The sequence below is a fragment of the Nocardioides sp. NPDC127503 genome, from assembly GCF_040302165.1.
Classification (GTDB): Bacteria; Actinomycetota; Actinomycetes; order Propionibacteriales; family Nocardioidaceae; genus Nocardioides.
Genome location: NZ_JBEORH010000009.1, coordinates 284,335 through 302,407 on the forward strand (window position 1 = coordinate 284,335; position 18,073 = coordinate 302,407).

An 18,073-nucleotide genomic window follows, 5' to 3' on the forward strand; every position below is an offset into this window, starting at 1 on the left:
CATGTATCGATGAGGCCGCTACGCGGGTGGCGAACCTGATCGGGTCTTGGAGACCTGATCAAATAGCCGCTCGCTGGCCCCACCGCGGTGGTGCTGGGTCGGCGGGCCGCAAGTAGAGCCGCGAGACGCTAGGCTCAGCTAGCGTGATGTGTGGCGTGGTCATCTGGGAAGACGAGGGCGGCGGGTCGCTTGGGAATTGATCGGGGATGTGCCCGGGTAGCCTAAGCAACGTGCCTGAGCATTGGATTCCGACGGCATCGAGTCCGAGTCTGTCCGGGCGGTCGAGCAGAGACACCGCTCCGGAGATCGCCCTCCGCCGGGCGCTGCACGCCGCGGGCGCCCGCTTTCGGCTCCACCGGCGCCTCGCACGTGCCTGCACACCTGACCTGGTGATGCCAGGACCTCGGATCGCGGTCTGGGTCGACGGGTGCTATTGGCACTCGTGCCCCGACCACGGCCGTCGCACGCCATTCACGGGACCTAACGCAACCATGTGGGAGGCCAAGATGGCACGGACACGTGAGAGAGACGCGGAGGCAGTAGCAACGGCCGAGGATCTGGGCTGGGTTGCCGTACGCGTCTGGGAGCACCAGGTACGCGAGGATCCGGCTGCCGCTGCGGCTGCAGTTCTTGCTCATCGCTCGCGGGACTGACTTCTGAATCGATCGCTTCATTCCGAGGTGCGGAGCGGCGGAACCGCAACACCAGCGTCAACGAATCTGTGTCGTGGGACCGCCACCCAGTCCTCCACGCTAATATCGTGTCCAAGCCGACGAGCCGCCTCACGCTCATCGACCCACGTGCCGACAAGAACTATGAGGTCGTGGTCCTCGCGCAGCGACACCTTGGCCTCGCGAATGCGTTTCATTGGGTCGTGAAGTCCTGCACCGACTGTGGCGAGGGATGCCCGCGGCACCACTGTCTCAGACAAGTACGAGAACAGCTCGGTCGCTCGCTTTCGAAGGCCGTCGCGTCCGAAGACGACATCGAGCTGGTCACGGGTAAGCAGCCTCAGTGGCTCAGGTGGGAGGCTGGTCCACCTGACGACCTCCAGCGCATACGCACGGACCGGTCCTGCCAGGGTTGAGCGCTTCTTGTCCTGGTTCCCGCTGCCGCCAGCGAGCCAGACACGGTGGGTACGCATCAGCCACGCCGCGAATCGGTGGGCCTTGGGGTCGATGCGGACCAGGAGGGTGACCTGGCACTGGCCCTCGCGGGGAATCATCCATTGGTATCCGTCTCTGACGGTGCCTTTGATCTCGACCGCCACGCCGACGATCTCGGTGTCGAGGGGCGGCACCTTCGCCAGACCCAGCCTCTCGATGATGTGGTACTGGAGCTTGGTGCCTACAGATGACCGCTCGTCAGAGTCGACTTTGGGATCCATCAGGTCGAAACGCCAGGTGCGTGCACCGTCGAGTACATACCGGACAGCGTCGTCTGTCGCAGTGCGAAGGAGGGCATCGACTGGTTGCGCTACGAGCCATGAATGGACTGCTTGCAGGTCCTCGTCGTCAGCCGGATCCACCACCCGGTGAGGTGCCGCTCGGCCGCCTTTCCGTTCGTCTGGCTGACAAAGGGAGCCGGGCTCCACGAGAGGGGAAGTTGGCGGCACGCGGTGACGCTAGCGCAACCGGGAGGCGTCTTCACGTAGCCGCGCCTCCCAGGGCGGCATCTGCACCTAGGTGTTCCGCGACGCATGTTCCCAGAACTAAAGCCGCTGGGAACGTGCGTTCGACGGTGCGCCTCCCGACCCTGTCGGTGGCACAACGTAGGCTTCCGCCATGACCAGCGGGCCGCTTACTTCGATCGAGATCTGTGCTGGCGCCGGAGGGCAGGCGCTGGGCTTGGAGGACGCCGGGTTCGAGCATGAACTTCTGGTTGAGTATTGGGAGCCGGCGTGCACGATCCTTGAGGAGAACCGCCGCGACTGGCGCGTCGAGCATGAGGATGTACGCGGCTACTCCTTCAAAGAGTTCAAGTCGAAGGAGATCGACCTGGTCGCTGGTGGTGTTCCCTGCACGCCGGCATCGAAGGCGGGGAAGCAGCTCGGAGCGTCCGACGAGCGCAACCTATGGCCAGACGCTCTTCGCATGGTCGAGGAGGTCGAGCCTCGGGTGGCGATGTTCGAGAACGTACGCGGCCTGATGGACGCCAAGTTTGCCGACTGGCGGCAGGAGACCATCGACCGCCTGGAGCAGCTTGGATATAAGGATCCCGAGTGGAGACTCGTGTACGCCGCTGACTTTGGGGTGCCCCAGCTCAGACCACGCTCCGTGCTTGTCGCGTTTCGCGACGCTGATGACCGTAACCGGTTCAAGTGGCCCGAGCCAGAGACGCCGGGCGAGGCGCGTGTCACCGTTGGCGAGGCGATCAAGGACCTCGTTGGCGCACGAGGATGGGACGCACACACCTGGGCGACGGAGGTGGCAACCAGCGTCGGTCCCACACTTGTTGGAGGCTCTGAGAAGCACGGTGGTGCTGACCTGGGCCCGACGCGTGCACGCGCTCAGTGGCTCCAGCTTGGCGTCGATGGCCTCGGGCTTGCCGACCACGGCTGGGCACCAGACCCCGGCTGGCCACCCGACAAGCCTTTCAAACTCAACGTTCGCATGGCTGCGAGGATCCAGGGCTTCCCGGACACGTGGAAGATCGACCAGGTGCTTCGGAAGACCAACGCATACAAGACAATGGGCAACGCCTTTCCCCCACCAGTCGCCCGCGCAATGGGCATCGCAATCCGCCGAGCGCTCCAGCCTGCTTGGGCCGGCGGCGCTCGGAGCGAAACTGCTGCCTGAGCCCTGAGCCCTGAGCCCTGAGCCCACGCGCGGGCGCATCTGCCTATAGTCGACCTATCCGTCGAGTGCCTTCACGGACTCCAGCAACCCGGGCCGGGCGTCCTCAGGCACTCGGAGGAACGCAGCCCAGGCGCGGTCGAGCTCGGTGCGCCCACGCCTCCCCCGCTCCATCCAACCCAGCAGGCGGCGCCGTTCGCGGACGTCCAGTTCGCGCGCAACTGAAACCACGGCCTCAGGCGAACTAGGAGCCGCGGGCCCGCCGGCCCTGCAGCGCTTGCACTCAGTCACGAGGACGTCCCGACGTCCCCCTGACTCACTTGTGGACGGCTTTCGGGAGACGGCGAGCACCGCCGTCATCACCGGATCGTCGGGGTATGGCTCGCCGCCGGCGATGCCGCACAACGTGCACATGTACCCGTCGCGCGCCATGGCGGCCTGCCGGTCCTTGCTGGACACTGCCTTGTCAGGGGCCGCTGCTCGCCTAGCCTTCGGGTCCCAGACCGGGGCGCCCATCTTCACGAAGCGCTGGTCCTCGCGCGAAAGCGTGGCGTCCTCCGTACTGGTGTAGACGACCCAGCCGTAGTCCCGAAGGTCCCGGATCCTGCGGTCCACTTGGGAGATCCCTGGGAACGCTTCGCGCAGCTCGGTCTTGGTGAACGTGTTTCCCTCGCCCACGACCTGCACCAGCCACAGTGCACCCTTGACCATGGCCCCGGCGCTGTACTCCGCGTCGTCCCACGCTGGCTGATTCACTCTGCCGATCACGCTCCTTGGGTATGTCGGGAGCCAAAGCCTAACGAGTGTGAGTCAGACTGTCGGTGCTTAGTGCAATCATTCTGGCGACGGCGAGCTTTACCTGCCTCACAGACCTGCACCCGAGGAGAATCACCATGGCCGACTTCGGCGTCCCACCCCGCGGCAACGAGATCAAGACGATCATCGATCAGCGCCTAAAGCAGGCCCGCAGCGAGGATGGAGCGAAGGTAACCATCGACTGGCGGGGCGAGACCCGGCACCTCTACGTAATCTCCATGCCGGTCGACATGCTCTACTTCAACCCGGACACACACCGGATCCGCGCGCAGCGCACGCTCGATGTCGACCGCAACCAGACCATCGACAGCGATCCCTGGGGCGAGGCCGCCCAAACGTACCTCCACGACTTGCTGAGGCAGCGCCCGGCGAATCCCGACCAGATCGATCCTGACTATGTCGCACTGAAAGACGAGCTCGACGACAACGGGCAGCGTGAACCTGGCATCGTCAGCCCCTACGGGATCCTCGTGGACGGGAACACCCGCGCGGCGGCACTGCGCGATCTCGGCGTGCAGAACATCCGAGTGGGAGTCCTCCCCGAGGACACCACCCGCAAGGACATCAATAGCGTCGAGTTGTCGCTTCAGCTCCGCAAGGACCGGCGGCGCGACTACTCCTACATCAACCGCCTCATCGCCATCGACGAAGAGATTGGCAACGGCCGCTCCCAGGCCGACGTCGCCAAGGACTTCAACATCAAGCTGACCACGCTCCAGCGGGACATCTGGGTCTACCGGCTCATCCTGGATGCCATCAAGGACAGCCGCACCCCGGATGGCGCGCAGCTTCGCCTTGTCGACTTCGAGCAGCACCAGGAGAAGCTTCGTGAACTCCACCGGGACTACATGAAGCTAAAGAAGACCGATCCGGACGCCGCTGAGAAGCTCAAGCAGTCCCGTCTCGCGCTGGTCTTGCTCGACTATCCCAAGACCTCGCTTCGGCTTGCCGAGGCCGACTTCCACTCGCGCTACCTCGACCCCCGGCTTCCCGACAGCCTGCGTCCCACGATCGCGCCCGCGCCGGCCGCCTCCGTTCCCGGGATCCCCGAGGCGACGCTTCCTAGCCCGAGCACCGATACGAAGGCGGTCGAGGCTTTGACGCGGTCCCTGCTTCAAGCCAAGGCCACCGCCCAGGACGGCGCCAACGCGACACCCCAGTCCGTCTCGAAGGCGGCAGCCCTGATGACCGACGCCAAGAAGACGTTCGACGTTGCCGTGAAGCTCGCTGGCCAGAACGCCGAGCTCGTCAAACGCCAGACCGCGGTCCCAGACCGGCTCACGGACGCCGCCGACCATGTCGCCCAGAGCGCAAACGAGTTCGCCGAAGCGAAGGCAAAGAGAGCCCTCGATGAAGAGGCGTTCGACGACGCGCTGATCGTTCTTCGAGACAGTCTAGAAAGACTCGCACGTCAGGCTGGGCGCACTTTCACAACGCCAGGTGAGGGCGTCGCGTGGCTGCTCGCAGCCGTCCGGGCCAAGTGATGCACACCGGAGCCCCGACCGCGTCACTCACACTCAACTTGGCGCCAGAGGCGACGAAAGTACGGCTCACAGCGCGTCCAGGCAGCGAAGCCGACCTGCGTCGACTCGCGCTCAGCTTCCAAAGCAGCACCCAGCGGTCGCCCGGAGTCGTCGAGATCGAGATCGACGACCTTCTGACGAACCTGGCGACACTTGGTGAGTGGCCACACCAGGGGAGTGGTGATGTCTCATGGGATCCTCTCCTCCGAACTCTGGTGGTCGACTCTCTCAAAGACGCTCAAACAGTTTCCGGTGAACTCGCATCGCCGGCCATGACCGCCACCGTCGACCCTCAGGAGGTCGTAGGACGGCTCGGACCAGATTGGGTCGGGCCACTGACTGGATTCCAGAAGCGGGACATCGCGAAGCTGCTCTCACTCCGTCACGGCGCAAACTTCTCCGTCCCAGGCGCTGGGAAGACCCGCGTCGGGCTAGCCGTATTCCAAGCCCTCCGACAGTCCGAAGGGCTCGAGCGACTCCTCATCGTCGGACCCAAGTCGTGCTACGAGGCGTGGCAGGAGGAGAACCAGGAGTGCTTCCAGCCCCCACTGGCGATGGAGGTCGTGGACGGGCTGCCACCTGCGACGGCTGAAGCGCTGATCGTCAACTATGAACGCCTGCCCGGCGCGGTTAACGGCCTCGCTCGGTGGCTAGCCGAGCGCCCCTCGATGATCGTCCTCGACGAGGCACATCGCATGAAACTCGGGGCCGATGGCAAGTATGGGGCCGCATGCCTCGCGTTAGGGCCACGATCCCGACGACGGCTGATTCTGACAGGAACCCCCGCCCCCAACGGCGTGAGGGATCTGGAGAATCTCTTCGGGTTCGTATGGCCGGGGTCCGGGCGCCAGAGCGTCGTTCAGGCTGTTGCGGGCGGAGACCTGGGCGCTGCAAGCAAGTCGCTCAAGCCACTGTTCACGCGCACGACCAAGGGAGAGCTTGGGCTCCCTCCGCTGACCCCCAAGCTTCGGGTCCTTCCGCTACCACCCCTGCATGCAGAGATCTACCGGGCACTGATCGGGCAGTTTTCGGCACGCGCAGCAGGATCCGAGGGAGACTTCCAAGCCCTCGGCAAGATTATCGTCTACATGCTTATGGCTGCCACGAGCCCCGCGCTCCTCGCCATCGGAACTACTCGGTATGAGCCGCTTGCCTATCAAGTGCCGCCGCTCGCCGTGCCGGAGAAGTCAGCACTGTTCGAGCTGATGCAGGACCTTCCCGCGTATGAGATGTCGCCCAAGTACAACGAGACGTTTGCCATCGTGAAGAAGAACGCCGAACTCGGGCGGAAGACGCTGGTCTGGTCGACGTTCATCCGAAGCCTCAACACTCTCGACCGAGTGCTTGCCCAGTTCAGCCCGGCCATGGTGCATGGCGGCACAGTCGACCGCGACGAACAGATCAGGCGCTTTCGCACAGACCCCGACTGCCTCGTCCTCCTGTCGAACCCTGCCACCCTTGGAGAGGGCATCAGCCTCCACCACGAGTGCCACGACGCTGTCTATGTTGACCGCGACTTCGCCGCCGGCCGCTTCCTGCAGAGTCTCGACCGCATCCACCGGCTTGGCCTTGGGCCAGACGTAACCACCAACATCACCGTCCTGGCATCGGCAGGAACCATCGACGAGGTCGTTGAGGCTCGACTGGCCGCCAAGCTGGAGTTCATGGGCAGCGTGCTCGACGACCCCGCCGTCCGGGAACTGGCGGACCTTGACGAAGAACCCATGGTGGGGGGCGGAATCGATCATGACGACTTGAAGGCGCTAATGGGGCACCTCCATGCGGCTTCCACCTGAACCGCTCCTGAGGGCCGCACAGCGCTGGCTGGACCTGCTGCCGTCGAGCGGGGGCATCCCGCGTGCCCGAGCACTCCTAACAGGTCACCCTGCATATGACGACCTGACGCCCACGCAGTACGCGAACGCGCTTGCATGGCTCAGCAGCGTAGGCATCCTTGAAGGCACCAGCACCCATGGAAGCCCTGCCGTGCGGATCATTGGTGCGATCTTCGAGAACGCCGCACCAGCCTGGGTCCGCGATGCTGATCTCCTGGTTCGCGGCCCAGACGAGCTGCCGAGCGACATCGTCAGCGCTGGGTCTGCGCTCGGTCTCACTGCGGACGAGATCTTTGCTCAGCTGACATCGAGTTGGGGCAAGGTTGATACAGCGGCGCGTGAACGAGTCGGCGCCGCCGGGGAAGAGGCGCTTGTCCGGGGCCTGCGGTCATGCACCCACGCAAAAGTCGAGCGTGTCTCTGAATGGTCAGACGGCTTCGGGTACGACATCGCGGTTTCCGCGCCGGCGTTCGCTGCGCACCTCGAGGTCAAGACAACCACCCGCCGGAACCGGTTTACAGCGTTCCTCTCGCGGCATGAGTACGAGGTGAGTCGGCGAGACACAGTATGGGCACTCGTCGTTGTCCGTCTTTCCGACGATCTCAGAGTCGACTCAGTCGGTACGGTCGACCGCCAATGGCTCAGCAGCCAAGTGCCTGCAGACCGAGGTGTCTCCGCTCAGTGGGCATCCTGCAAACTTGAGATACCCGACGATGCTGTGGAGAGCGGCACGCCGATGCTCGCCCCGGTCCTCCACTCACCCATGCCGATCTGGTCGACGCAACCAAGGCTGTTCCCATGACCAGGGGGCCGCGGCGGGCGACGGTGAAGGATGTCGCGGCGCTGGCGGGGGTGTCGCCGAAGACGGTCTCGAACGTGATGAACGGGACGGTGTTCGTACGTCCCGACACGCAGGAGAAGGTGCTGGCGGCGGTCGAGGAGCTGGGGTTCGTACCGAACCTGAGTGCCCGGAGCCTGCGCAACGGTCGGACGGGGGTGATCGCGCTGGCGCTGCCGGATCTGGCGACGGCGTTCTCGGCGGACCTGGTGCACCGGGTGGTGCAGGTGGCGCACGAGCGCGGGATGGCGGTCCAGATTGAGGAGACGGGGGCCGAGCCGAAGCGGGAGTACGACCTCGTCTCGCGGGCCCGTGAGCACCAGATCGACGGGCTGATCCTCAACCCGATCCGGCTCCAGGACAGCATCGTCGTCCACGACGATCAGCTGCCGCCGGTGGTACTGATCGGTGAGGTCGAGCAGCACAAGGTGGACCGGGTGCTGATCGACAGCCGGCGAGCCGGGTATGAGGTGACGAAGCACCTGCTCGAGCGCGGCGCGCGACGGGTGGCGGCGCTGGGCGGGAAGACGGGCGCGACCGGTGCGTCGGCGACCAGCATCCAGCGGCTGGAGGGCTGTCACCGGGCGCTGCGCGAGCACGGGATCGAGCCTGATCCGCGGCTGGAGGTGTACGTCGAGGAGTGGTCGATGGCGGGTGGCGCCGAGGCGGCCGCCGAGTTGCTGGCGCGCAACGCCGGCTTCGATGCGATCGTCGCGTTCACCGACTCGATCGCACTCGGCGCGATGCACGTGCTCCAGGAGCACGGGATCTCGGTGCCCGGCGACGTACTGATGACCGGGTTCGACGACGTCGAGCACGCCCGGTTCATGAACCCGTCGCTGACCACCATCGCCCTGGACCGGCACGCCTTCGCCGAGGCGGCTGTCGACCTATTGCTGACCCGGATCGGGGACCGGACGAACCCTCCTCGCGCGGTGGCGATCCCGCACGAGCTGGTCGTCCGTGCGAGCACGACGCGGTAGCTCGGCCGCGGCGGTCTAGTGCGCGGTCCAGCGGCCGTGCGCGATCCAGACGCCGACGAGGATGCCCAGCAGGTAGCCCATACCTGCGGCGATGAGCAGCGTCGTACTCATCGGGAGCGTGGCCTTCGGGACTTCATGCTTCCCATTGGCACTCGCGATCCAGGCGTGGTCGGTCGGGGTCGGAGGGGATCCCCCGAATAGGGGAGGCGGAGGCTCTTGCCAGCGTTATTACAACGATGTAATAGTTTCGAGCCATGACCCGCGCACGCATCACCATCGACCGTGACTTCACGATCGCCGACGTACCCCGACGTCTCTTCGGGTCGTTCGTCGAGCACATGGGGAGGTGCGTCTACACCGGCATCTACGAACCCGGCCATCCGACCGCCGACGACCGTGGCTACCGCAAGGACGTGCTCGAGCTCGTCCGGGAGCTGGGCCCGACGGTGGTGCGCTACCCCGGGGGAAACTTCGTCTCCGGCTATCGCTGGGAGGACGGCATCGGCCCGGTCGCGGACCGGCCCCGCCGCATCGACGGCGCCTGGCACACGATCGAGACCAACGAGTTCGGGCTGCACGAGTTCATGGGGTGGGCCCGCGAGGCCGGTGTCGAGGTGATGGAGGCGATCAACCTCGGTACGCGTGGGGTCGAGGACGCGCGTGCGCTGGTCGAGTACGCGAACCATCCCGGTGGGACGTACTGGTCGGATCTGCGGCGGAAGAACGGAGCCGAGGAGCCCTTCGACATCAAGCTGTGGTGCCTCGGCAACGAGCTCGACGGGCCGTGGCAGATCGGCCACAAGACGGCGCACGAGTACGGCCGGCTGGCCCAGGAGACGGCCAAGGCGATGAAGCTCGTCGACGACTCGATCGAGCTGGTCGCGGTCGGCTCTTCGAACCGCTACATGGAGACGTTCGGGTCCTGGGAGCACACCGTCCTGACCCACGCGTACGACGAGATCGACTACATCTCGATGCACGAGTACTACCAGGAGAGGTCGGGCGATGCTGCGTCGTTCCTCGCCGAGGCGGTCGGGATGGACGCGTTCATCGATGGCGTCGTCGCCACGATCGACGCGGTCAAGGCGGCCGGCAAGCACACCAAGCAGGTCGACATCTCCTTCGACGAGTGGAACGTCTGGTACATGGAGGGCTCCGACTCCGAGGACCAGCCCGATCAGGTGAGGAAGGAGTGGCGCGAGCACCCGCGGCTGATCGAGGACGAGTACTCGGTCACCGATGCCGTGGTCGTCGGCACCCTGCTCAACAGCCTGCTGCGCCACGGTGACCGCGTACGCATCGCCAACCAGGCGCAGCTGGTGAACGTGATCGCCCCGATCCGCTCGGAGGAGGGCGGCCCGGCCTGGCGGCAGACGATCTTCTGGCCGTTCGCCCGGATGGCTTCCCTCGCTCGCGGGCAGATCCTGCGGCTCGCCGTCTCCGCCGACCAGATCCCGACCGAGAAGTTCGGCGACGTCGACGTCATCGACGCCGCCGCGACCTGGTCCGAGGCGGACGGTCGGGTCGCGCTCTTCGTCGCCAACCGCGGCCTCTCGGAGCCATCGGAGGTTGCGGTCGACCTACGCGGGCTCGGGGTGACAGCTGTGCGGAGCGCCGAGGTGCTCACCACCCCCGAGGGCGGCGACCGGCACACGTCCAACGTCGAGTCGGCCCCTGACGCGGTAGGACTCACCCCGCTTGGCGGTGTCGGTGTCGAGGACGGCTCGGTGCGGATGACCCTGCCGCCACTGTCCTGGGCAGCCATCGAGTTCGAGGTTGCCACGTCCTGACCTCATTGCGTCGGGTGTTGCAGATCCGCAACGCCCGACATACGTTGTGTGTATGGAAGGGACTCTCGCACAGCGTCTCCGCGGCGCGCGGATGATGAACGCTCTGTCCGCGCGCCAGGTCGCGGCACTGGCCGGCGTGTCCCCGTCGACGGTGACCCGGGTCGAGTCCGGGAAGATGAACCCGACGTACGACGTGGTTCTCAAGTTGCTCGACGCGGTCGGGCTCGACGAGCGGTTCGACCCGGTATCCGACCCTCTCGCGGTGGCCACGGCGCGCTGGATCCTCGGCGTAGGGAAGGAACCGCCCGAGGTCGACTATTGGATCAATCGGTGGATCATGACCGGGACGTTGAAGCTCGACGCGGTGGGGGACGTCACCGTCCCTGACCTGCAGACCTTCGCCTTCCGGGCTGGGCGCGCCGCGGTCCTTGCGTATCGGCCCAAGGTGGTCAGAGTTCGCCAGGATCGCAGTTGGGACGACGTCGCCGACGGGCTGACCCGGGCTGACCTCGCGTGGGCCGGAACGGGGGATCGGGCGGCCAATCGGCTGGTCTATTCGGCGAGCGAGAGTCAGCCGACGTTCTACGTGGAAGACATCGACGCTTCGATCGGCGCACTCGGTTTGGTCTTCAAAGGACCGCGGGAATGGGGCAAACCGATCACCTTGCTCCCGTTCGACGGTTTCTGCGAGATGGGTCGCTGGCAGGACGGCGACGGCCGCTGGTACGCAGCACCCTGGCAGATCGTCCTCGACTGCTACGGCGGAAACGATCGGGTGCCGGAGCAGGCCGACAGCATTCTCGAGGCGCTGTTGACACCCGGACCCGAAGGCGAAGGTGTGCAAAGTGCCTGATGCATCCCGACGCTCCATCAACCCGGCAGTGGGGGACGCGGCGAGGCTGCGAACGCCAGCCCCATCGGGGGCGTACGGGGGCGTCAATGCGGCGATGGCTCCGAGCCGTGCTGCGTTGTGTGCTGCGCTGGATGCCATCGCCCCGCATCGCGATGCCGTCACCGTCGCAGGTGCCCATGCGGTCTTCGAGCGCACCCGCGATCTGGATATCGCCGCAGATGCGACGAAGGACGGAGACCTAGCGCTGACGCCCGCGTTGGTGGCGGAGGAGCCTCGTCTGGAGGCAGCGATGCGCGGGGCAGGATTTCGCACACTCGCGGAGCTCGAGGGCGAGGCGCGTCAGCACGATCCTGGACTGCGCCGCCGGTACGAGGCACAGCCCGGTCTGTGGGCAACCGGGATGGCGAGCTCGGGCGAGCCGATCGGTGAGGTCGATCTCCTGGTGCCGACCTCGATCGCGGGCGGCGGGCGTCGGTCGGCCCACGCGCTCAAGAGCCACGGCAAACAGGCCACGCGCCACACGCCGGGGCTGGAGCTCGTTGTCCTGGATCGATCGTTGATGAAGATCGAGAACTTCGTCGACGGCTCGATCCGGGATGCCTGGGTGGCAGGCTACGCCGGACTGCTCTGCGCGAAGGCCTACAAGCTCGGTGAGCGGATCCGCGAGCGTGATGGGAACGGTCGGAATCGCGTACGTCCGAAGGATGCGGTTGACGTCTGGCGACTGCTGGCGGTGAGCGATGGTGCGGCTGTGCGCGCGAAGTTCGACGAGCACAGCGATGACGAGCGGTGCGGTGAGGCAGTCCGTCGCGGTCTGCGCTATCTGGAGACGATCGTCGGGGACGGCCACATCCGGACCCTCGCAACCGCGGATCTGGCAGTGTTCGCGCCTCCTGACGAGGTCGGCGACACGATCAGCACATGGTTTCGCGCGTTCAGGGCGTGACAACAATGCAGTTCGTTGATCTGGCTGAACGGGTGCGGGAGCGTGCGGGTTCGGGCCGGCATGTCTTGGGGATCGTCGGGCCTCCGGGGGCCGGGAAGTCGACGTTGGCGGAGCGGCTTCGGGACGTACTCAACGAGTCCGGGAACGTTGCGGTGGTCGCGCCGATGGATGGGTTCCACCGGAGCAACGCGGAGCTGGACGCTATGGGGGCGCGGGGGCGGAAGGGGGAGCCGGACACCTTCGACGCCGAGGGGTATGTGGCCGCTTTGCGACAGGTGCGGGCGCGGCAAGGACGAGTCGAGTGGCCGACGTTCAGCCGGATCACGGACGAGCCGGTCCGCGGTGGGGTCGTGATCGAGGACGAGCCGATCGTGATCACGGAGGGCAACTACCTGCTGCTGGACGAGGGGCCGTGGAAGGACGTACGCGAGCTGCTGGACGAGGTGTGGTTCGTCGATGTTCCGGATGCCGTCCTCGTGCCCAGGTTGCTCGAGCGGTTCCTTGCCGGCGGGAGGTCGCGGGAGGAGGCGGAGGCGAAGATCGCCGACAGCGATCTGCGTAGCGCGGCGCTGGTGCGGGCGACGCGGGATCGGGCGGATCTGGTGCTGTAGCCGTCAGCCCTCGGAGGCGGCGCAGTCGATGAGGAAGGCCATCAGCTCGGTGGCGTCATCGGTGACGAGGGTGTCGAGGGCGTGGTCGAGCTCGAGACGCCGGGCGCCGGGGACGGTGATGGCGTCGAAGCCGTTGGAGATCAGGATGCCGGTCATCATCAGCAGGGCGGTGCGCTTGTTGCCGCCGGCGTAGTACCGGGTCCGGGCGGCGGAGCAGAAGTAGATCAGCGCCTGGAGCCGTGGGTCGTCCGTCCCGGCAAGGCGCTCCTGCAGCGTGGCGAAGCGGGCTCGGAGCAGCTCGCTCCCATTGCGCCGCAGCGTGCCCTCGCCGCGGAACCTCCCGGCATCGAGCGTCTCGCGGCGGGCGACGATCCGGTTGAGACGGTCGGACGTCGATTTGTCGATATGGAACCTGCCGTAGCCGACCAGGTCGCGGAGCGCGCCGTACGCCTCGTTCAGCGCCAGCACCTGCAGCTCCTCCGCGGCACGGTGGCCACCGACGGTGACGCCGTCGAGGAGGGAGCGAACCTCAGGGAGGGTGAAGCTGTTGCCCTCGAGCGTCGCGGCGTTCCAGATCAGCTCGGGAAGGCGCGCGCGGAACCGGCGCCAGGCGCGGTCGGTGTCGCTCGGGAGGATGCGGGCGGTGTCGACCTCGGTCCACCAGACGCCAGTGTCGCGCACCTGGGCGTCGCGGTCCGCGACCTCACGGTAGGTGTCGTTCGTGGTCGGCTTGCGGGCGGCGTACGTCTCGGGGTCCGGGGCCCAGCGGGGCTGCTTTGTCACCATGTCCGGATCTCCTCGCGGGCGCGGGCCGCGGCGTCACCGCCGACCGAGATGGCATCGATGGCGATCTGGATCGGGGCCGCGTAGACGACGTGGTCGCGCTCGAACGTACCGAGGAACAGGTCGGGTTCGGCGGCCGCGATGACCACGGTGGAACGGTGCGGGGCGGACGCCGGCCGGAGGGTTCCGCCGGTGAGCAGGGGTCGGATCGCGCTCGGATCTTCGCACCACAGAACCGAGATCCGGGGGACGGCCTCGTCGAAAGCCGGGAGGTCCAGCCCGGCCGCGCCGGAGAGCGCCCAACGCCGGCCCGAGGCGTCGCCGGCGGAGGCGAGCCGGCCGATGGTGGCTTCTCCGCTGAGCCGGATCGCGTCGGTGCGGTGGAGTACGCCGGAGGCGCGCCCCGCCTCCTCGATGATCTGGACCGGGTCGCCGTCGGTCCAGGTGTCGAGCCGAGCGGCCCACTGGTCGATCTCGGAGGTCACGTCGGCTGGGTAGTCCTCGTCGAGGATGGCTCGCGCCGCCGCGGCGGCTGCCGGGGAGGCCAGCGTCGAGGTGCTCATCGTCAGGTCGAGTCCGCAGGCGGCGGTGATGTTGTGGAGGGTCGCGACCGACGGACTGACCTGGTCGTTGAGGATCCGGTGGACCGTCGATGCGGCCACGCCGGCGCGCGCAGCCACCTGGCGCGCGTTGAGGCCCGAGTGCTCGATGCACTCCGCGACCAGGCGGCCGACGTCCTGTTCCATATATGCAACCCTAGGGCGACTTGTTGCATATATGGAACAGGCGCGGCGGCGTACCTTCTTCTAAGGTGTGCGCCATGACGCGACCGATCACGCTGCTTGTCGAGGGGGAGTCGGACAAGGCTCTGGTGGAGGCGCTGGCTCCGCGCTACGGGGTGGAGCTCGTCGAGCTAGGGATCGAGGTCGTCTCCATGAACGGCGCCGGCAACGCGGGGCGGTTCATCCGGGAGACGACTGCGGCGGGGCATCGGGTCGGCGGACTCTACGACGAGGCCGAGGAGCACTTCGTCACCAACGCGCTCGGCCGGCAGGTCGGGGAGGACCTCTCCGGGCAGGGGTTCTTCGCGTGCCGGCGCGACCTCGAGGACGAGATGATCCGAGCGATCGGGGCAGCGCGGATCGTCGAGATCCTCGAGGCCAACGGCGAGGGTGGCAAGTTCCGTACGCTGCAGAACCAGCCCGAGCACCGCGGCGAGGAGGTCGCCGACCAGCTGCACCGCTTCTTCGGCACCGCGTCTGGACGCAAGATCCGCTACGGCGCGATTCTCGGCGAGGCCGTCGAGCTCGAGTCGATCCCGGACCCGCTCATCGGGCTGCTGACCTGGTGCTGGGGCTGACGCCGGTCACCGTGGTGACGAACGCGGGAGCCTGGACTCGTCCGGGACATGGATCAGCAGATCGCCGGGTTGGCAGTCGAGCTCGCGGCAGATGGCGTCGAGAGTGGAGAGGCGGATCGCCCGCGCCTTGCCGGTCTTGAGGATCGAGAGGTTGGCAAGGGTGATCCCGACCCGGTCACTCAGTTCGGTGAGGGTCATCCTCCGGTCGAGCAGGACGTGATCGAGTCGGACATCGATCGCCATCAGACCGTCAGCCTCTGTTCGTGTTCCAGGCGTACACCACGTTTGAAGACCTCGGCCAGGAGCAGCAGCAGGATCCCGAAGGCGATCGGGGTGAGCTCCATGCCGGGCTCCATGGAGCCTAGTTCAAGGTTGTTGACGTCGCTGTACGTCGCAAGGTGGTAGTCCCAGGCCTTCGGGCTGAGGAACAACCACAGGAACGGCTCCACGAACTCCCAGGCGATCAGGGTCGCACCGATGATCCGAAGCCGGCGGACGACGCGGTCGGTGAAGGGTTCGCCCTGGGAGGCCGCGCGCAGCAGCAGCCACAGTTGGGTGAGGAGAAAGGCGACGATGAGCAGGCTGAGCGCGGTCATCGCGTACAACGACGCGATCAATGGGTTCCAGCCGGGGTCGGTCTCGAAGTACATGCGGCCCTCGAACAAGACTCCCACGGCCCGGACATCGTCCGGAATCACGACGTAATCTTCCTGCTGCGTTTCCAGGTGGTGGAAGTGGGCGTACTCGCAATCCAGGTTGGTGGGGTCGACGTCGAGATCGATTCGGGGGCAGATGTCGGCGTACGCCGAGACCTCCCACGACGGCTGGTAGTTCAGGTCGATCAGATCGGTGCCGGGGATGAGGCTGATCCGCTGGGGCAGTTCGGTGCGCCCGGACAGTCCGGACGCGGCCGTTGCGGCTACCGCCAGCGCCGCGAGGGTGGTGACCGCCGCTGCCGCGAGGGCGATCCAGGCGGCGATGGCGAACGCGCGATTGTGGCGCATGGCTCTCCGTTTTTCGATAGAGATTTATCGAAAAACAATATAGATCGATCGATGACAGACGTCCCGAGAACTGCCGATCTCGGGTCGGCCGGAGCCCGAGCTAGGGCTCCATGTCGTCGTGGACGACGACGCGGGACAGCTCGATGGTGCCGTCGGGGCACTTCCAGAAGTGAAGGCGGCGGGCGCTGGGCGTGTGGATCTGCATCGAGACGCGGTAGCAGACGGCGCCGTCGGTGCGGGACTGTGGCGCGGCGTTGCCCCCGGCAGAGGTACGCAGCTGGTGCAGCTCCCGTCCGGTCGACTGCTCCGCGAGGCCAGTGAGCACCTCCATGACCACGTCGGCGATCTTGTCGACGGCGATGCCCTCGAGCGCGTCGACGCTGTCGAGGAATCGCTCGCCGATCGCGTAGTCCGGCAGCGGCCGGGTCGGCTGCTCGCCGACCGGGATCCGGCGGGCCCAGGATGCCTCGACCAGGTGACGGAAGCCGCGCTCGCGGTCGGCGAAGACAGGCAGGGCGACGTCGGGCGGCGCCGTGCGTTGCTTGGCGCGGCGCAGCTGGGAGCGCATCCGGGCCAGCTCGGCGTCGCGGGTCTCGACCTGACGGGCCGCGCGGGCGAGGTCCTTGGCGAACTGCACGCGCTCGTTGCGCAGCCCGGAGACCTGGTCGCGGAGCTCGGTCAGCTCAGCCTCGAGATGTGCCTTCTCCGCCTTGATCGCGGTGACCTGCAGCGACATCGACTGCACCGCGGCCTTCTTCGCCGGTGGGTGCTCCTTCTCCGGCACCGGCTCGGGCGACGGCGCAGGCAGCGGCCGGAGCGCGCGGACCGGCTCGCCCTTGCGGCGCGGCATCATCGCGGGGGTCGGCATCGCCGGCTTGGCCGGAGCAACGGGCTCGGCAGCCATCTCAACCGGCTCGACCGGCTCGGCCACGGAAGCGACCTCCGGAGGCGATGGCTCGGTCTCGACATGCTCGACGACCGCAGGCGGCGGAGCATCCGGGTCGAGCCAGGGCGGGCCACCGGCGTACAGGGCGAGAGCCTCGCGGGCCGTGTCGTGCTCGCGGACCTCGCGCAGCGACAGCCGCCACTTGGGCCCGGTGGCGACGACCCGCGCGAGCACGACCTCACCGGGGGTGAGGAGCGCCGAGAGGTCGTCGTCGGGGTCGCCGGTCACATCGGAGCGGAAGAGCTCGACGGTGACATCGGGGTGCAGGCGGAGGTCGGCCGAGCCGGCCAGCACGGAGCGGACCTCGGCGGGGACGACGTCCCCGGCGGCGTACGTCTTCAATGCCTCTTCGGCGGTGGGGCGGCTCTCCCGGATATCGAGCCAGCGCGACTTCTTCTCCAGTACGCCGTCGACGTGCATCCCAGGGGCAAGGACGCGCTCGATCGGCACCCCGGCCTGGGCGAGCTGGGGCGGGACCGATGCCATGTCGCCACCAACGAGGTCGACCAGCGCCCGCTCGCTCATGATCGAGCGCACCGTGCCGGCGCGGCGCTCGCGGGTCGAGGCGGTGCGGGCGCTGTCGAAGAGACCCGCCGCCGCGGCCATGTCGAGGGCGTCGTCGATGAGCTGCCCGGTGAGCTTGGGGCCCTCGGACTTGCTCCACGCGAACCGCAGCGGGGCCAGCTTCAGATCGATGTTCCACGCCAGGCCTACCGGGTAGACCCGCCCGGCGCCGCCGTAGACCTGCGTGCCCGGCGTCATCTTGTTGGAGAAGGCCCAGGTGTGTCCGCCGGTCGTGACCAGGTAGAGGTCGGCGAGGTCGCCGATCTCGGCCGCGATCCGCTCGACGTCGGCGTAGGGCTCGGTGTGTCCTGACGCGACCGTCACCACCACGGTCGGCTTCGTGCGGGAGTCGCCGTTGAGCAACGCCGCCAGCGCCTCGGCCTCCGACGTGTTCGTCACGCGTTTGATCGCAGACATGCCCCTCCT

General features: G+C 67.0%; 18 protein-coding genes and 1 pseudogene. 12 read left to right on the plus strand and 7 right to left on the minus strand.

Annotated elements, in window-relative coordinates; all coding sequences use genetic code 11:
* Window positions 1-206: 206 nt before the first annotated feature.
* Together ABTW65_RS21135 and ABTW65_RS21140 are read left to right on the plus strand one after the other, a co-directional pair.
* A pseudogene (locus ABTW65_RS21135) lies at window positions 207-431 on the plus strand (PDDEXK family nuclease); the annotation flags it as partial.
* Window positions 432-506: 75 nt separating this feature from the next.
* Window positions 507-653, plus strand: coding sequence for a hypothetical protein (locus tag ABTW65_RS21140; protein WP_350663769.1), 147 nt, complete (start codon window positions 507-509; stop codon window positions 651-653).
* Window positions 654-670: 17 nt separating this feature from the next.
* Here the strand turns inward: ABTW65_RS21140 and ABTW65_RS21145 are convergent, their stop codons facing one another.
* Window positions 671-1,615: a NaeI family type II restriction endonuclease gene (locus ABTW65_RS21145; RefSeq protein ID WP_350663696.1), complete on the minus strand. Its 945-nt coding sequence runs from the start codon at window positions 1,613-1,615 to the stop codon at window positions 671-673.
* 169 nt (window positions 1,616-1,784) lie between these two features.
* On the opposite strand from ABTW65_RS21145, the gene ABTW65_RS21150 reads away from it, so the two are divergent.
* Window positions 1,785-2,798, plus strand: a complete 1,014-nt coding sequence (locus tag ABTW65_RS21150) for a DNA cytosine methyltransferase (RefSeq protein ID WP_350663698.1) — start codon at window positions 1,785-1,787, stop codon at window positions 2,796-2,798.
* A gap of 54 nt (window positions 2,799-2,852) precedes the next feature.
* Here the strand turns inward: ABTW65_RS21150 and ABTW65_RS21155 are convergent, their stop codons facing one another.
* A complete protein-coding gene (locus ABTW65_RS21155; protein ID WP_350663699.1) occupies window positions 2,853-3,551 on the minus strand; it encodes a KpnI family restriction enzyme N-terminal domain-containing protein in 699 nt (232 codons plus the stop codon).
* A gap of 137 nt (window positions 3,552-3,688) precedes the next feature.
* Between ABTW65_RS21155 and ABTW65_RS21160 the strand changes: the two genes are divergently transcribed.
* The 8 genes from ABTW65_RS21160 to ABTW65_RS21195 all read left to right on the plus strand — a co-directional run bounded on the left by ABTW65_RS21160 (window position 3,689) and on the right by ABTW65_RS21195 (window position 12,990).
* A complete protein-coding gene (locus tag ABTW65_RS21160) occupies window positions 3,689-5,095 on the plus strand; it encodes a transcriptional regulator (RefSeq protein ID WP_350663701.1) in 1,407 nt (468 codons plus the stop codon).
* Entirely contained in the window at window positions 5,065-6,930 is a 1,866-nt protein-coding gene (locus ABTW65_RS21165; protein ID WP_350663703.1) for a DEAD/DEAH box helicase, read from the plus strand. The genes ABTW65_RS21160 and ABTW65_RS21165 overlap by 31 nt, the downstream gene beginning before the upstream one ends.
* Window positions 6,914-7,771, plus strand: coding sequence for a protein NO VEIN domain-containing protein (locus tag ABTW65_RS21170; protein WP_350663706.1), 858 nt, complete (start codon window positions 6,914-6,916; stop codon window positions 7,769-7,771). The genes ABTW65_RS21165 and ABTW65_RS21170 overlap by 17 nt, the downstream gene beginning before the upstream one ends.
* A complete protein-coding gene (locus tag ABTW65_RS21175; RefSeq protein WP_350663708.1) occupies window positions 7,768-8,790 on the plus strand; it encodes a LacI family DNA-binding transcriptional regulator in 1,023 nt (340 codons plus the stop codon). Before ABTW65_RS21170 ends, ABTW65_RS21175 begins: the two co-directional genes overlap by 4 nt.
* A 254-nt stretch (window positions 8,791-9,044) precedes the next feature.
* Entirely contained in the window at window positions 9,045-10,580 is a 1,536-nt protein-coding gene (gene arfA / locus ABTW65_RS21180) for an arabinosylfuranosidase ArfA (protein WP_350663709.1), read from the plus strand.
* A 52-nt stretch (window positions 10,581-10,632) separates the two neighbouring features.
* A complete protein-coding gene (locus ABTW65_RS21185; protein WP_350663768.1) occupies window positions 10,633-11,433 on the plus strand; it encodes a helix-turn-helix domain-containing protein in 801 nt (266 codons plus the stop codon).
* On the plus strand, window positions 11,426-12,379 hold the full coding sequence (locus ABTW65_RS21190) for a hypothetical protein (RefSeq protein WP_350663711.1): 954 nt from the start codon (window positions 11,426-11,428) through the stop codon (window positions 12,377-12,379). The genes ABTW65_RS21185 and ABTW65_RS21190 overlap by 8 nt, the downstream gene beginning before the upstream one ends.
* A gap of 5 nt (window positions 12,380-12,384) precedes the next feature.
* Window positions 12,385-12,990, plus strand: a complete 606-nt coding sequence (locus ABTW65_RS21195; protein ID WP_350663713.1) for a nucleoside/nucleotide kinase family protein — start codon at window positions 12,385-12,387, stop codon at window positions 12,988-12,990.
* A gap of 3 nt (window positions 12,991-12,993) precedes the next feature.
* Here ABTW65_RS21195 and ABTW65_RS21200 read toward each other — a convergent pair whose 3' ends face one another.
* Both ABTW65_RS21200 and ABTW65_RS21205 read right to left on the minus strand, forming a co-directional pair.
* Window positions 12,994-13,776 (minus strand): Fic family protein, encoded by a 783-nt coding sequence (locus tag ABTW65_RS21200; protein WP_350663714.1) that lies wholly within the window; start codon window positions 13,774-13,776, stop codon window positions 12,994-12,996.
* Window positions 13,770-14,519, minus strand: a complete 750-nt coding sequence (locus ABTW65_RS21205; RefSeq protein ID WP_350663716.1) for a helix-turn-helix domain-containing protein — start codon at window positions 14,517-14,519, stop codon at window positions 13,770-13,772. Before ABTW65_RS21205 ends, ABTW65_RS21200 begins: the two co-directional genes overlap by 7 nt.
* A 74-nt stretch (window positions 14,520-14,593) precedes the next feature.
* On the opposite strand from ABTW65_RS21205, the gene ABTW65_RS21210 reads away from it, so the two are divergent.
* Window positions 14,594-15,133: a TOPRIM nucleotidyl transferase/hydrolase domain-containing protein gene (locus ABTW65_RS21210; RefSeq protein WP_350663719.1), complete on the plus strand. Its 540-nt coding sequence runs from the start codon at window positions 14,594-14,596 to the stop codon at window positions 15,131-15,133.
* Window positions 15,134-15,139: 6 nt separating this feature from the next.
* Here the strand turns inward: ABTW65_RS21210 and ABTW65_RS21215 are convergent, their stop codons facing one another.
* From ABTW65_RS21215 to ABTW65_RS21225, 3 genes are all read right to left on the minus strand, one after another.
* The gene (locus tag ABTW65_RS21215) at window positions 15,140-15,376 is read right to left on the minus strand and encodes a helix-turn-helix domain-containing protein (protein WP_350663721.1); all 237 of its coding nucleotides are present in this window, start codon (window positions 15,374-15,376) and stop codon (window positions 15,140-15,142) included.
* Window positions 15,376-16,137, minus strand: a complete 762-nt coding sequence (locus tag ABTW65_RS21220) for a DUF2975 domain-containing protein (RefSeq protein WP_350663723.1) — start codon at window positions 16,135-16,137, stop codon at window positions 15,376-15,378. The genes ABTW65_RS21215 and ABTW65_RS21220 overlap by 1 nt, the downstream gene beginning before the upstream one ends.
* 100 nt (window positions 16,138-16,237) lie before the next feature.
* Window positions 16,238-18,064 (minus strand): hypothetical protein, encoded by a 1,827-nt coding sequence (locus tag ABTW65_RS21225; RefSeq protein WP_350663725.1) that lies wholly within the window; start codon window positions 18,062-18,064, stop codon window positions 16,238-16,240.
* Window positions 18,065-18,073 lie beyond the last annotated feature (9 nt).

Coding starts and splice junctions, on each gene's coding strand:
- ABTW65_RS21220 (WP_350663723.1), bottom strand. CDS start 16,137: ATGCGCCACAATCGCGCGTTCGCCATCGCCGCCTGGATCGCCCTCGCG.
- ABTW65_RS21205 (WP_350663716.1), bottom strand. CDS start 14,519: ATGGAACAGGACGTCGGCCGCCTGGTCGCGGAGTGCATCGAGCACTCG.
- ABTW65_RS21215 (WP_350663721.1), bottom strand. CDS start 15,376: ATGGCGATCGATGTCCGACTCGATCACGTCCTGCTCGACCGGAGGATG.
- arfA (WP_350663709.1), top strand. CDS start 9,045: ATGACCCGCGCACGCATCACCATCGACCGTGACTTCACGATCGCCGAC.
- ABTW65_RS21175 (WP_350663708.1), top strand. CDS start 7,768: ATGACCAGGGGGCCGCGGCGGGCGACGGTGAAGGATGTCGCGGCGCTG.
- ABTW65_RS21150 (WP_350663698.1), top strand. CDS start 1,785: ATGACCAGCGGGCCGCTTACTTCGATCGAGATCTGTGCTGGCGCCGGA.
- ABTW65_RS21210 (WP_350663719.1), top strand. CDS start 14,594: ATGACGCGACCGATCACGCTGCTTGTCGAGGGGGAGTCGGACAAGGCT.
- ABTW65_RS21160 (WP_350663701.1), top strand. CDS start 3,689: ATGGCCGACTTCGGCGTCCCACCCCGCGGCAACGAGATCAAGACGATC.
- ABTW65_RS21185 (WP_350663768.1), top strand. CDS start 10,633: ATGGAAGGGACTCTCGCACAGCGTCTCCGCGGCGCGCGGATGATGAAC.
- ABTW65_RS21140 (WP_350663769.1), top strand. CDS start 507: ATGGCACGGACACGTGAGAGAGACGCGGAGGCAGTAGCAACGGCCGAG.
- ABTW65_RS21195 (WP_350663713.1), top strand. CDS start 12,385: ATGCAGTTCGTTGATCTGGCTGAACGGGTGCGGGAGCGTGCGGGTTCG.
- ABTW65_RS21170 (WP_350663706.1), top strand. CDS start 6,914: ATGCGGCTTCCACCTGAACCGCTCCTGAGGGCCGCACAGCGCTGGCTG.
- ABTW65_RS21200 (WP_350663714.1), bottom strand. CDS start 13,776: ATGGTGACAAAGCAGCCCCGCTGGGCCCCGGACCCCGAGACGTACGCC.
- ABTW65_RS21225 (WP_350663725.1), bottom strand. CDS start 18,064: ATGTCTGCGATCAAACGCGTGACGAACACGTCGGAGGCCGAGGCGCTG.